The sequence below is a fragment of the Acetivibrio cellulolyticus CD2 genome, assembly GCF_000179595.2.
Lineage (GTDB): Bacteria > Bacillota > Clostridia > Acetivibrionales > Acetivibrionaceae > Acetivibrio > Acetivibrio cellulolyticus.
The window spans coordinates 154,242-167,070 of the sequence record NZ_JH556653.1 but is presented as its reverse complement, the minus strand read 5'-3'; the positions used below and the strand labels follow the sequence as shown (position 1 = coordinate 167,070).

General features: G+C 36.9%; 13 protein-coding genes. All 13 read right to left on the bottom strand.

Features of this window, described 5'->3' with window-relative positions; all coding sequences use genetic code 11:
* Positions 1-251 precede the first annotated feature (251 nt).
* The 13 genes from ACECE_RS0203085 to ACECE_RS0203025 all read right to left on the bottom strand — a co-directional run bounded on the left by ACECE_RS0203085 (position 252) and on the right by ACECE_RS0203025 (position 12,820).
* Entirely contained in the window at positions 252-1,229 is a 978-nt protein-coding gene (locus tag ACECE_RS0203085) for a BtrH N-terminal domain-containing protein (protein ID WP_010244016.1), read from the bottom strand.
* A gap of 89 nt (positions 1,230-1,318) precedes the next feature.
* Positions 1,319-2,278, bottom strand: a complete 960-nt coding sequence (locus tag ACECE_RS0203080) for a 7-cyano-7-deazaguanine synthase (protein ID WP_010244015.1) — start codon at positions 2,276-2,278, stop codon at positions 1,319-1,321.
* Positions 2,271-2,540, bottom strand: coding sequence for an acyl carrier protein (locus ACECE_RS0203075; RefSeq protein WP_010244013.1), 270 nt, complete (start codon positions 2,538-2,540; stop codon positions 2,271-2,273). The genes ACECE_RS0203080 and ACECE_RS0203075 overlap by 8 nt, the downstream gene beginning before the upstream one ends.
* A 32-nt stretch (positions 2,541-2,572) precedes the next feature.
* Positions 2,573-3,931, bottom strand: a complete 1,359-nt coding sequence (locus ACECE_RS0203070) for a preATP grasp domain-containing protein (protein WP_010244012.1) — start codon at positions 3,929-3,931, stop codon at positions 2,573-2,575.
* Positions 3,932-3,940: 9 nt separating this feature from the next.
* Positions 3,941-5,179 carry a type III PLP-dependent enzyme gene (locus tag ACECE_RS0203065; protein ID WP_010244011.1) on the bottom strand — a complete coding sequence of 413 codons (1,239 nt, stop codon included), beginning with the start codon at positions 5,177-5,179 and terminating at the stop codon, positions 3,941-3,943.
* A 65-nt stretch (positions 5,180-5,244) separates the two neighbouring features.
* The gene (locus ACECE_RS0203060) at positions 5,245-6,057 is read right to left on the bottom strand and encodes an ABC transporter permease (protein WP_010244010.1); all 813 of its coding nucleotides are present in this window, start codon (positions 6,055-6,057) and stop codon (positions 5,245-5,247) included.
* A 4-nt stretch (positions 6,058-6,061) separates the two neighbouring features.
* Positions 6,062-6,868: an ABC transporter permease gene (locus ACECE_RS0203055; protein ID WP_010244009.1), complete on the bottom strand. Its 807-nt coding sequence runs from the start codon at positions 6,866-6,868 to the stop codon at positions 6,062-6,064.
* Complete coding sequence (locus ACECE_RS0203050; RefSeq protein WP_010244008.1) at positions 6,846-7,850, bottom strand: ABC transporter ATP-binding protein; 1,005 nt, start codon at positions 7,848-7,850, stop codon at positions 6,846-6,848. Before ACECE_RS0203050 ends, ACECE_RS0203055 begins: the two co-directional genes overlap by 23 nt.
* 4 nt (positions 7,851-7,854) lie before the next feature.
* On the bottom strand, positions 7,855-8,862 hold the full coding sequence (locus ACECE_RS0203045; protein ID WP_010244007.1) for a Gfo/Idh/MocA family protein: 1,008 nt from the start codon (positions 8,860-8,862) through the stop codon (positions 7,855-7,857).
* Between the two features lie 18 nt (positions 8,863-8,880).
* A complete protein-coding gene (locus ACECE_RS0203040) occupies positions 8,881-10,062 on the bottom strand; it encodes a radical SAM/SPASM domain-containing protein (protein ID WP_010244006.1) in 1,182 nt (393 codons plus the stop codon).
* The gene (locus ACECE_RS0203035; protein WP_010244005.1) at positions 10,062-11,183 is read right to left on the bottom strand and encodes a glycosyltransferase family protein; all 1,122 of its coding nucleotides are present in this window, start codon (positions 11,181-11,183) and stop codon (positions 10,062-10,064) included. Before ACECE_RS0203035 ends, ACECE_RS0203040 begins: the two co-directional genes overlap by 1 nt.
* A gap of 26 nt (positions 11,184-11,209) precedes the next feature.
* The gene (locus tag ACECE_RS0203030; RefSeq protein WP_010244004.1) at positions 11,210-12,571 is read right to left on the bottom strand and encodes a hypothetical protein; all 1,362 of its coding nucleotides are present in this window, start codon (positions 12,569-12,571) and stop codon (positions 11,210-11,212) included.
* Positions 12,572-12,580: 9 nt separating this feature from the next.
* Entirely contained in the window at positions 12,581-12,820 is a 240-nt protein-coding gene (locus ACECE_RS0203025) for an acyl carrier protein (RefSeq protein ID WP_010244002.1), read from the bottom strand.
* Positions 12,821-12,829 lie beyond the last annotated feature (9 nt).

Genomic DNA, 12,829 nt, shown 5'->3' with positions numbered 1-12,829 from the left:
CTTCTTTGCGGGACACCAATGCGTGTTGTAGCCAAATTATATCCAAATATTCAATCAAATAATTAAATATTTGGATATAATTCACACTTGGTCAGCTTGATTATTGTTGAATTGATAGTTGTAATAGTAGAAGTCATGACCTCAAAGGTTAGTTCCTACTGCTGTTTGATATTGCATGCATATAGTTTATACATAATATCATAATCACTTTTTTCTAACATCCTAATAATCAACTCAACCACCAACTTTCTTTAAATCATTTCCTCAAGAATAGCTGAAAGACTGTCAATAAGCTCAAATGCCTTTCTCTTAATTCCAGGAAAACTCTTTCTATTCAAGCTGAACCCTGACTTATAAATATTAGCCAAAAGCTTTTTCCATTCAAGATACAGCTTTTCCATGCTGCTAATCAACATGTCGCTTTTACCGCCGAAATAAGCACTATTTTCAAAAACAAAACTTTTCAAGTAATGTATGATATGCATTATATTTGCAATTCTAAGATCATAATATATCTTTTGAGTTATATCCTTAAACGAACTGTCATCATAGGTCATCAACTCATCAAATTCTTCAAAAAACTCTTTAAATGCGGCTCTTCCAGTATAGTAATCACCACGTTCATTTTTTTCTTCGGTTAAGAATTTTCTGATATAACCGATCGCAATTTGAAAGATTTTATCTCTGGAAATCTGGTTCTCAGGAATCTGATCAAACCAAGCACAACCCCATGTACCCTTTCTTATATTGCTCAAAGTCGCAAGACCATTGTACGTCAACACTTTCCCCGAATAATCCAGCAAATAGGAATCAGATACATATGCCTTGTCCTCTTCTTCATCATATCCATACAAGTTGATGATGTGTTCATGACCTGCGCTGCCTGAATATATATCACTATAGTCAAGATACTGGCTGTATGTATAAAGAAACACAATTTTGTCTTCCCTTATCGCTTGATAAGCCCTGCGGTAGAAATCATCATCCACGTTAAAGGAAAAACATATTGGCATTTCACAATTAGCTTGCAGACTTTCCAACACTTCGATATCTGGTATTACCCATTTGAAATTCGAGCCCTTATTATACCACAAACTCAACCCGTTACCCAAAAAGTATATATCTGTCTCAGACAATTTAAAATTACTTTTCTGCAGTGCAAAACTCATAGCTGAGTACAAACAGTGAGATCCTTCTGATGTCTCAACATTCGTTATAACATACCTCATCCTTTCATTCCCCTTCTTATGAAAATAGACCAATTACATCCTGTTTACAAAAGTCATTTACCAGCAGTCATCTCAACAAAATTCCTACTCTATACACTAAAAGCAACCTCTTTTCTTCTGCAGTGATCTGCCATGAATTCCTTTATCTCCAGTTTATCAAATAAGGGGTTTGTCAAATCATACGACTCCTTATTATAATGATCAAACATATTGCTGAATTTTTCGTCCAGGCCATTATGTTCAATTAACTGTTTCACCTGGCTTCTCTCCATGATTTGTATGATACCTGTACGCTCAAACACATCAAAAATGTTTCCAAGCAAGCATCCTGAAGAATAATATTCATCCTTGCTTTTGTCTACAGGAGGAGTCCAGCCTATTTCCTGTTCCAGAAAATCCTTTACTCCTTTTACATTATAGTCAAGATAAATAAACGGAAATAATGTATTCACCTGCTTTGGAATATTAAGTGTTTTATCAATAAAGTCACGGAATGACGGTATGTTTTTATAATTTTTAGTCTTCTCGAATGCACTCAACGCATTTTTTAGAATAATCCTTGCTGATTTTTCAGCAATTGCATTTGCATTCCCGTCTATCTTAAGTTCGGATACTCTTCCACTGTTTAGCTGGGACAGTTCCAATCCTGAAATTACAAAAGGGATATCATTCTCTGCTGCAAATCTGGCTGCACAAGCATTCATCACATAATGGCATATAAAGCAAATATGGTTTGTATTTTCTCTCTTAAAAAGCTCATATTCAGTAATCATAGAATTGAACATCCATTTAAAATTGTCCGTACCAGGCTTTATAACCTCATGAGGCACATCAAGCACTTCCAGAGCATTCCCCATCTTTTTCCATGTAAAATCATCTTCAAACCCATTATCCACAGTCACTGCTATAACCTTTTTTTGATACACCTTTTTCATCAGGTAAAGGAGATATGTACTGTCCTTTCCTCCTGAATACATTACCACACAATCATACCCTTGGGATTTTTTCGAGGATAATATATTATCTATCCAGGGATTTTTCTCAACCATTAATTTTCACGCCCTCTTCTGTGTATTTGGCAATCAATTCATCAATTTTCCCAAGTGTATTTACGTTGTCGGTAAATAAATCTTCCTCATCTATAAAAATGTCGAACTCATTTTCAAGATAAACAATGATTTCTATTGCAATAACCGATGTCAACCCAATAAGGCTCAAGTCATAGTTATCATCAATTCCGTTTAGTTGTTCCACATCACTTTCCAATGATTTTGCCAATATTTCTAATATTTTTTCCCTGTGCTTTAACATAGTTCTGCCTCCATTTATTATATTTAAAATTTTTATTGTTTCGCCGTTATTCCTTGTATGATCTTCTCAACCCGTTCACTGATATCATTGAGTTCATTCCATTGATCCGCTGCAATTATCAGGAACAACCTTCCTTTAAGGTATCCGCTCTCGTCGATCCTCTCTTTTGGGAGCGTTGCAGCTGTATATACGAATACACCGCTTCTATTCTCGCGAGTATATAACAACCCCTCTTTTTCGAATAACCTGCAAATCTCTCCATAATCTACTGGTGAATTGGTAATGGTTCTAAAATACCTTGACATGAGCTTTTTCTCTTCTCCCAGTATGTTCTGCATGAAAGATATATAGGTTGAAAGAGTAAATCTGCCGTTTATTTCTATTATTGGTATTATGACATTGTCCTCTGTGATGATAGAGTCAATCCCTGCAACCCCTGTATAACCTATGCTGTATAAATATTTACCTATTTCCTGCCCATAGGCATTGTATTGATCTATAATTTCCCTGTCCAAATCCGGAGTTATCTTTGAGCCAATATAAACGATATCGTTCAATATCTGCTGCTTAATTGAAAACACATCAACATTCCCGTCAGGTGAAATATATATCTGGTAATTGACATCCGCCTTTTTGGAGTACCATCCCTCAATCAGAAATTTAGCATTCTTATTACTTCTTGCAAAACGGGACAGCCTTAATAGAATTCCATTTAATTTATCTTCACTTTCTACTGTGTAAAGACCTTTTCCAGATGCACCATACGGCTCCTTAACTATAACTCTTTTAAAACACGGAGCTTCCTTTGTCAAAACATTAAATCCTTCTCTTATCTCGTCCACCGTCGTACATATCATCCCCTTGCACACAGGCAAACCAAGCTTTTCTGCTATTTCTCTATTTAACACCTTATCATTGACCTTTGCATTAACATCAGAAGGCGCACCGATAATTTTAAGACCGCAATTTTCAGCAATCTTCTCCTCCAAACTGGTCACTGCATACGGAACAAAATAAACCTGTTCATTGCTTTCTGCAGCTTGCCTTAATTGTTCCTGAAGCTCCTCATCATTTAAAACCAATTCAGAAATCGGAGTTAAGGGATCACCTTTTGAAGGAGTAAGAATGCGCGGAACAGAAAAACCCAGCTCTTTTAACATATTCAAATACCGAGCATCCGGCTGCTCTCTGAGTATCATTATATCCTGTTCACGGCATAGCAATAAATTCATTTCCTCCGTGTGGTTTACAATCATATCCTCACTACGGTCCACAACTCCTGCACTAATCTTATTCCAATATTTTTCGGCTCCAATGTTGAGGAGCCAGATGATGATGCCCTCATCCCTTCTTTTCGTTATATACTCAATTAAATTAAAACCTTTATCCATGTCCTCTCCCTAAAACAGACTCAGCTGGTTCTTAAGGAAATCCTCCTTTCTGCCTCTTTCTCTTGCAACATTTATTTCGCCTTTGTAGCTTACTAGCTCTATAGGCATTTCGTGGCTTAGGAACATTACCGGACTATGAGTTAAACCATATGCCCCGGATTTTTCTATAGCAATTATATCTTCGGTTTCTATGGTCGGCAGCAAAACCTTTTGTCCAATTACATCCGTAGGAGTACAAAGCGGACCAACCACAGTTACTTCTTCGCAGTTTTCACTCTTTTCTAATACTCTCATAGGAAAATTATTTCTGACATGTCTTCCTAGAAACGCTGAAGACGCATGATGATTTGATCCCCCATCGCATACAATAAATTTACTGCCTTTACATTTCTTTACGTAAAGCACTTTTGTCAGGTATAAACCGCATTCAGCCAACAAAAACCTACCGCTTTCCACTGCAACTCTCGTCTTTTCGAGCCTTGTTCCATAGTTTCTAATCAATTTGCTCATTCCATCCTTTAGCAGAACTATATCTAAAGGGTATTCGTTTTTAAAGTAAGGGATCCCAAAACCTCCTCCCAAATCCAAAAACTCCAGACTAAAGTCAAATTCATCCGAAAGTGCTAGCGCTAGCTTGATCTCTTCTTCAAAGCACTCTAAAAGGCTCTGTGAACTAAGTACCTGAGTCCCACAGTAGACGTGGATTCCTATAAGCTTGATATTCGCAAGTGTCTTTAACGTCTCAAATGCATTTTTTACTTCTCCCTGATCAATTCCAAACTGTGAGGAAACACCACTCATTTTTATTCTTGATCCTTGCAAATTAAAGTCTGGATTGACTCTGACTGCAATGTTAACTATTTTAGACCGTTCCTCAGCTATCTGATTTAATAATACCGCTTCCTCAGTGCATTCAATATTGATGCAGTATATGTTACTCTCAACTGCATATATGAGCTCTTGTGCAGTTTTTCCCGGACTTGTAAATATAATCTGTTCTGGCGTAAAACCTGCTTTTTGAGCCAGATACAACTCTCCTACAGAAGCGACTTCAATCCCGCTGCCCATATTCTTCATAATCTGGCAAATACCTAAAAGAGGATTAGCCTTTGCAGAATAAAATATTTGAAAATTCTCAGGTAAAAAGCTCCGCAAAGTATTATATTGCTTTTCAATACAATCCCCATCATACATATATGAAGGTGTCCCGAATTGCCGGGCCACATCTTTTAACAAACAATCATTCATCTTATTCACCCCTAAAAATATAAATAATCTTTATATATAACTTCCTCTGCTATTTCACTTATTTCTTAGCTACTTGCACTTGTATAACTCTTAATTGCAACGCTCCAAATCTTTCTTGTAACAAACATAAATATAATCGGAGCAGCTATGCCCCATAAAATAAGCGGTGTATTCATTTTATGCAATACAAAAAGCGGTGGAAAATTTGTTATCATAAACAGCGGTAAAACATATATTCCAATTCTCTGAATCCACTTATTATAAATCGTCATGGGCATGTTGTTAAAATCCCATAAGGAACTGGTTATTTCAATCAAACCTCCGGTTTTTACAACCCAAAAAGCCAAAAGCTGCGGAAGCAGAAATATTGCATAGGTTAAGAAAACACCCATAATCATATATCCAACAAACCCAGTGATATTGAGTAGATTGGCTTCAATGCCAACCCTTTTCCATCCAAGTACAATCATTACAATACCGCCAACCAGATTTGGCACCGGAAGCCCTATATCAACATATCTCATGGTAGTAATAAACTGCAGTGAAACCGGTTTGACCATATACATATCCAAAGTTCCTGTCCGTATATGCTCCGGAAGTGAGGTAAAGTTCTTCCAGAACAACATTACGTAAATCCCCGTCATCGCAGTATATGCACCTACAAAAAGCAGTACTTCATCAGGTGTCAGTCCGTTAATTCTTTCTCCGATATTGTATACTACAACCACATAGAGTATCTTGACAATCAAAAAGGCACATTCAATCATGCAGCTGAAAATAAAATTCAACCTGTATTCCATCTGAGAGATGAAACAGTTTTTAGCGAACAGCATATAAATAACTCCATACCTTTTTAATTCGCTTAAAACCCTGCTCATTGAATCAACCTCCAATCGCTACATATTTTTTAAGTCCTCTGCTCCACATGATAAAAGAAAAAAGCAGGAATATCGAAATCCACAACAGTTGAAACGCAAAACACTGAAAAATCAATCCGCTTCCGAACTTTCCAATTAATATATTTACCGGGTAGAAAATAATATATTGAAAAGGAAGCCAGCCAAGTATCATCTGTATCTTAATTCCAAAAATATCCAGAGGAAAAATTCCTCCGCCTGCAATATTAGCAATAAGACCAAAAGTAACAAAAATTCCCCAAACCTCTTCCATCCAAAAAGCAATGGTACTGAGGCTGAAATAAATAAGGAAATTGAGCATCAGTGCCAGAACTATTGAAAAAGTAAAAATCAAAACCCTTATAGGCTCTATTTTAGAACCGGATGATATTCCAAAAAAAACAACTACACCTAAAATAACCATAAATATAATCATCATCTGTACCAGCTTTTGTCCAAAAAACCGACACATTCTATAGAAAAAATATCCTATAGGCTGGACAATAAACTTGTTTAGCCCGCCATTCTTTATATCCTCAGACATTTCATACTCAAAACCTGCAGCAGTCAACTTTGAAACCAAACTGGCAAGAATTGAATAAGCAATGATCTGCAGATAACTGTATCCGAAAATTTCAGTCTTTTTTGAGCTATATGCTGCCGACCATAAAAAAAACTGTATCATTATAGGGAAGGCACAACTAAAAATACTCAGAAAGAAGCTTAGTCTGTACTCCATTGAGTTTTTCAAGCTCAATGAAAAAGTCTTTCTATACTTCATCAATCCTTTCATTCTCCTGTCCCCCTCCTTTATACAGTAGTGCAATTCCTTCTTCAATAGGTACATCTTCAATATTAAAGTCCAGTACAGGCAGTTTTTCCAAAATCATTTGGAACTTTTGCTTTAGCTCCTGCTTGTCCACTTCGAGGGTAACATCTCTACCTTCAAAAGCAATTATTTTGCCAAAAGCGTCTATCACAGCTTTATCAACCAACTTTTCAAGCCTGAGCTTTACTATCTTCTTATGGCTGAACACCTCGTTTACATTGGAAAGTTCTCCGTCAAACACTATTTTTCCGGAATTTATTATGATCGAACGCTGGCATAAGTCCTCAATATCCTTCATATAATGGCTTGTCAGAATAATGGTCGTCTTATTCTGTACATTGTAGTATTTTAAAAATTCCCGTATTTTCTTCTGTGATACTATATCAAGGCCAATGGTAGGTTCATCCAAAAACATGACTTTGGGATTATGAACCAGAGAAGCAATCAACTCCATTTTCATTCTTTCGCCAAGTGAAAGTCTTCTAACCTGTACCTTGAGCAGATCCCTTACATCTAGAAGCTCTGAAAGTTCTGTTACTATATTGTTAAAAGCCTTATCCTCCAAGCCATAAATGTGCTTGTTCAGATTAAATGACTCATTTGCAGGCAAGTCCCACCACAACTGACTTTTCTGCCCCATAACAATCGAAAAGCTTTTTTTGAATTCTGCTTTTCTTTCCCAGGGTACATAGCCCATAACAACTGCGCTTCCGCTGCTTGGGTACAATATCCCCGACAACATTTTTAAGGTAGTGGTCTTCCCGGCACCATTAGGCCCTAAAAATCCAACCACTTCACCCTGCTCTATTTGAAAAGATATATTTTTAACAGCATCCTTTACCAGGTTTTTTCTATAGAAAAGGTTTTTTAGAGAGTCTACCAAACCTACTTCTTTTTCATAATAGTTAAATGTTCTGCAAAGGCTGTCCACCTTAATGATCGACACTGAATTATTCCCCCTGTTTTGCACTTGCCATGATCTCTTCCATTAATCGTACCCGTTCAAATGACTGCCGGAGCAGGTCATCGTTTATTCCCTTTTTATTGCCAAGGAGCACGTCAACAAAATATTTTAATTGGCTTATATAATAACTTTGAGCATCAAACACTACTTTTTCTATGCTTTTTGAGTCAGTCTCTTCAATTTCAACTGTAAGTTTATAGCAGCCCAGTATACATCTAAAAAAATCCTTGATCCTTACAGTCGCGTTTTCAAACTCAAGCACATGACAAGCTTTGTAAGGCATTTCAAAAGAACATAGAAATTCTGCTTCAATTCCTCCTCGATACCTTAAGGCAGCATCAAAAGTCCAGTCACAGCCATTTGGACCGCTAAACCCGGATTTTCCTAAGAAATTTTCACAAGTTTCCAAACCTATGATATGTTGCAGAAACTGGAGCCAATAACATGAGAGATCGTAAAAAGCTCCTCCCCCCATTTCAGGTATGCTCCGGTAGCTCTCTTTATAATCATATTTTGGAACAATGCAAAGCTTGGTTGATACTCGTTTTAAGCCTCCATATTTCCTTCCGTGCACAAGCTGCTTTACAAAATCCTGCCACGGATGATGTTGAATCATAAGGCCTTCAAGCAATTCAACCCGGTTTTCAGTGAGAGCCTTCTTTATTGACGGAATCTCCCCGCTTTTTAAGCAAAGAGGCTTTTCCACAAACACGTGCTTTCCGGCTTTTACAGCTTCTTCAATCCACTTACCATGCACATGGTTTGGAAGCGCAATATAAACAAAATCAATTGCCGGATCACTCAAGAGTGCCTCATAGCTGTCAAACACCTTAGCTATTCCGAATTCATCCGCATATTCTTGAGCTTTTGCACGGCTGCGGCTTGCTACGCCATAGAGACTTAATCCTCCTAATTCCTTTGACGGCTCAATTATTACATTCGAAGTTATCCTTGCACACCCCATGATACCAACATTTAATTTACCGCACTCCATTGATTAATCCCCCGTTTCTCATACCTCATGCAGCCCATGCAGGTATAAAGCACTACATTTCGAACATACGGGCATCAAGCCGGCGTTGACTAAGCTTCTTACTTTTTTAAAGCTTTCGCAGTTCCATAGATCATAAACGCTGGAATCCTTTATATTGCCAATCTTAAACTCTGAAAAGAATTTACATGCAGAAACGGTTCCGTCAGGATCAACATCCATGCGGTTTGAAATAGCAAGGCATTTCCTGGTCTTACTTCTAGATATATCCCTGCCCATTACAAAATCCTCAATCTCATCAAACTCAAGGTCCGGTTGGTAACGAATGCGGTTTCTCCATACCTTTTCATTAATTTTCTCAAGTTCCTTCATCAATGGACCGATATTCCCAGGATCAAGCTTATACTTAAAGGCATTCCAACTCCTTTTCTCATTAAGATCAAGTTTATTTAACCATTCAAACTTTTCAGAAAAAAAGCAGTCCATATTTTCTGAACATTCTTCAGAAATATACCATGGGAAACAAATCATAACCATATCAATTCCCATCTCTTCAAAGTACTCCATAAGTGAATACAATTTCCCTGACATTTTGTCGTTGACAACGGTATGTACAGAGATCTTCCCTTTAAATAAACCCTGTTTCCTCAAACGCTTCAGGCTTTCTATTCCTTTCATTGCCTTTGAAAACGTTCCCTTTCCCCTGATTTCATCATTTTCCTCTTCAAAGCCTTCCACACCTATCAATAGTTCCAGTTGGGAAGAAATCTTACATACTGCGTCCATTTTTTCTTCGAGTAAGGTCGCATTTGTGCACATTGCCATTTCTCTCGGATTATTTTCAAGCAATCCCGCAATCCGGTCAAAGTCACTGTGGTATAAAGGTTCTCCTCCCCATAAATAGAGCCTTGATTTTATTTCTTGAGTCTCCACAAGAATCTTATTGAATAAGTCAATATCCATATCCAGAGACTGGCAGTCATGATCCATAAACCGATGGTAGCCTGACTCATTCCACTGAAAACAATGTTTGCACCTTAAATTGCATCTGTTTGTCAATTTAAGGCCTACCGATTCGGGTAGATACGTCGCAAATTCTGAATTCTTTTTTCTTTCTCTCCTTGAAACGGCCATATTTCTTATGGTCCTTTTAAGTACATCAAATTCTTTCTGATCAAGCTTCATACCTGTTTGTGGCTGCATCAACTTTCCCCCCTGGCAGTTAAATTCTTTATGTAGTCGCATACATAATCAGGTATGCTATCCTTTGCCCTGATAATATTCTCATGCAATCTTTCAAGCACATCCATTGAGTAGCCTGATTCTCTCCATTTATCATACTGAATTCCAAAACCTAATTGCTCCCACAATTCAGCATTCTTTTTTTCATGTTTTCCAAAGGGCTCAAGAAATACGATAGGGGTCCCGGATGACAATGAGTCAATCATCGTACCTCCACCCGGTTTGCTTACGATCGCTTTCGCTTCACAAGTAACATCAAACCACCTGTGGTATTCTTCCTTACTGGTAAACACTGGCTTTTCGCCTTCCTTGATCTCTCCTAACGGCGGAAAACCATATTCTCCATTTTCATTTCTATTCCATGCAGACCAGGAAGGATCATTCATAAAATACCTGTTTCCCGGCTTTTGATCTTTAGCTTCACTTTGTTCATATGCAACAATATCCAGTGAAAAGCTCTGTTCTTCCAGTTCAGGTATTTTACTCTGGTATGTACCCATTCCCCAGCCTCCACCATGAATTACAATACTGTTTCTTCTCTGCCTGAAAGGAATTGGAGACCTCTCGGTAACCGGAATTTTAAAGCAAGCTTCCATTTTTTCAGCGTTAACGATCCATTTTTCATGATACCGACTGCTATATTCCGGATTGTATTTTTTAAGGCTTTTCCATGAAGGAGATAATTCAGAATCAATATATAACAGGTCTACATTCACTTTTTTGGGCTTTATCATTTCACAGTACCGATCAAGGATATATACCCAATGTCCGGAAAGTACGATAAAATTACACCTGTCTTCTTTCTTCCAACCTAACAAAAGCTCTTCCACCGCATTTTCATCGATGCTTTGCTTCATATCCCTGGGAAGTTTTTGCGCAATCAGTGCAACTGAAAAGTTTTCATGATATGCCTTCTTACTGTCATTAATATGTTCCTTTTTATCTTTGACTATATAATTTTCGAAAACCAGTACTTCTGTATCAACTTGCTTCTTTTTAAGATTATAATTTATTATGAGCCCAGGCGTATAAAAACCAAGCCCAAATCCTGAGCACAAGATAGTTACTGTATTATTCCCCATATGAAATTCCCCCTAAATTAGACAAACTAATGAATCTTAAATGAAAGTTCAGATAGCATATCTTTTGTTTTGTTTAAAAGTATGTCTCTTCCCTCGTTACTATTGTCAATTAAAGATATGTATAGCCTGCCTTTGTTTGGTTTTAGACTGTTACCAGCATTGAGGTTTATCTCTCTATTAATAAAAAGTGTGTTGGCACTTAACGGAAATACGCCGGTTTTATCACCCGGTTTATACAATATTCCTTCATCGTGCATCCTTTGTAATATATCCGCAAAAGAAACTTCTGATGAAAAAGAAACCGATATGTGTGTCAAACTGCCTTGCACCGAATACTGAGCTAAAAATCTATCAATTGAGTTCTTTATAAGACTCATGGATTTTCTTGCATTTATTTCCACTACCGGTACGACTTCCCCACTTTTTAAAAGCATCGAATCAATACATACATGCCCATAATAGCCTGAGATATATAATTTATGAGCTAATAACTCCATTTTTTTAAAGTACCCCATCCTATCGAGCATATCCAAAAATTCCTGTTCTGCAGTAAATGAACCTAAGTATGCAAAATTGGAATTAACAAGTTTTTGAACAGATATAAAATTGTATCTCCCATTCGCATCAATGTAAAACTGGCACGAGAAATCCATTTCTTTATCGAGGAATGGTTCTAAAATGAATCTAACATTTTTTCCGCGTTTCTCCTGATCGTGAATAAAAGAAGCAATTCTCTCAAAGATACCTTCAGAGTCAATGAGCATATTTCCTTTGCCCGAAACACCATAGATGTCCTTTATCAGAAATGGCGATGAAGCTAAAAGCTTTTTTCCTACCTCAAGAAGTTCTTCATAACTTTCTGCCAATGTACCGCTGTTCTTTTCATTCCATTCTATGTTCAATTCGTTGGAGTATATTTTTGAATTAACTTTTTTTATAACTTCCATATCCGGTGAATTCAAAATAATATTATATTCTCTGCAAAAATCACTTGCAGATGTTATCATAGCAAAAGTAGAAAGCTCAGCACCTTTAGGAATAATACTTTTAAAATAATCCTTTTCCTGTCCTTCAGAAAGCAGTTGAAAAATACAGGATTGATTTGATATTTTTCCATTCAAATAAGACAAATCAACATCTTTTTTATTGCAGTTTAATTGAAAGCCTATTCCTCTAAGATATTCCACATGTACTTGATTCATTTTAAAACGTGTGATCAATATGTCATCAGGAGAGCAAAAAGGAAATAACAGTTCATCCATAGCCAAAACTATATTGTTATTTTCTCTGTCACTGATTGCAGGCAACTTTGCACTGTTTTCATCACGCCAGTAGTTTTCAGAATCAAACGCTCCCATTACGATGTTTGTTTTTTGTGTATTAACCATGTTAGCCTATCACTGTTTCCTTTCAGATATAAAGCTGCAAAAAGCATCAATTGAGCTCAAGTGCGACAAATCAAAGTCTTCAAAATCAATTTCTATATCAAACTCATCCTCGACCTTTAAAATAAAATTGATCAATTGAAGCGAATCAAGGCCTATATCCTGAACAATATCAGACTGGCTTCCGAATTTTTCTCTAATTGATGGGTCCCCTTTTAAAGTACATATAAAGTCCATTATTTTTTCTTCCATTTTCTATCC

What these genes read in the sequence shown, in the direction of transcription:
- ACECE_RS0203035 (WP_010244005.1), bottom strand. Translation starts at nt 11,183, where the DNA reads ATGGGGAATAATACAGTAACTATCTTGTGCTCAGGATTTGGGCTTGGT.
- ACECE_RS0203040 (WP_010244006.1), bottom strand. Translation starts at nt 10,062, where the DNA reads ATGCAGCCACAAACAGGTATGAAGCTTGATCAGAAAGAATTTGATGTA.
- ACECE_RS0203085 (WP_010244016.1), bottom strand. Translation starts at nt 1,229, where the DNA reads ATGAGGTATGTTATAACGAATGTTGAGACATCAGAAGGATCTCACTGT.
- ACECE_RS0203080 (WP_010244015.1), bottom strand. Translation starts at nt 2,278, where the DNA reads ATGGTTGAGAAAAATCCCTGGATAGATAATATATTATCCTCGAAAAAA.
- ACECE_RS0203055 (WP_010244009.1), bottom strand. Translation starts at nt 6,868, where the DNA reads ATGAAAGGATTGATGAAGTATAGAAAGACTTTTTCATTGAGCTTGAAA.
- ACECE_RS0203045 (WP_010244007.1), bottom strand. Translation starts at nt 8,862, where the DNA reads ATGGAGTGCGGTAAATTAAATGTTGGTATCATGGGGTGTGCAAGGATA.
- ACECE_RS0203070 (WP_010244012.1), bottom strand. Translation starts at nt 3,931, where the DNA reads ATGGATAAAGGTTTTAATTTAATTGAGTATATAACGAAAAGAAGGGAT.
- ACECE_RS0203025 (WP_010244002.1), bottom strand. Translation starts at nt 12,820, where the DNA reads ATGGAAGAAAAAATAATGGACTTTATATGTACTTTAAAAGGGGACCCA.
- ACECE_RS0203030 (WP_010244004.1), bottom strand. Translation starts at nt 12,571, where the DNA reads ATGGTTAATACACAAAAAACAAACATCGTAATGGGAGCGTTTGATTCT.
- ACECE_RS0203065 (WP_010244011.1), bottom strand. Translation starts at nt 5,179, where the DNA reads ATGAATGATTGTTTGTTAAAAGATGTGGCCCGGCAATTCGGGACACCT.
- ACECE_RS0203075 (WP_010244013.1), bottom strand. Translation starts at nt 2,540, where the DNA reads ATGTTAAAGCACAGGGAAAAAATATTAGAAATATTGGCAAAATCATTG.
- ACECE_RS0203060 (WP_010244010.1), bottom strand. Translation starts at nt 6,057, where the DNA reads ATGAGCAGGGTTTTAAGCGAATTAAAAAGGTATGGAGTTATTTATATG.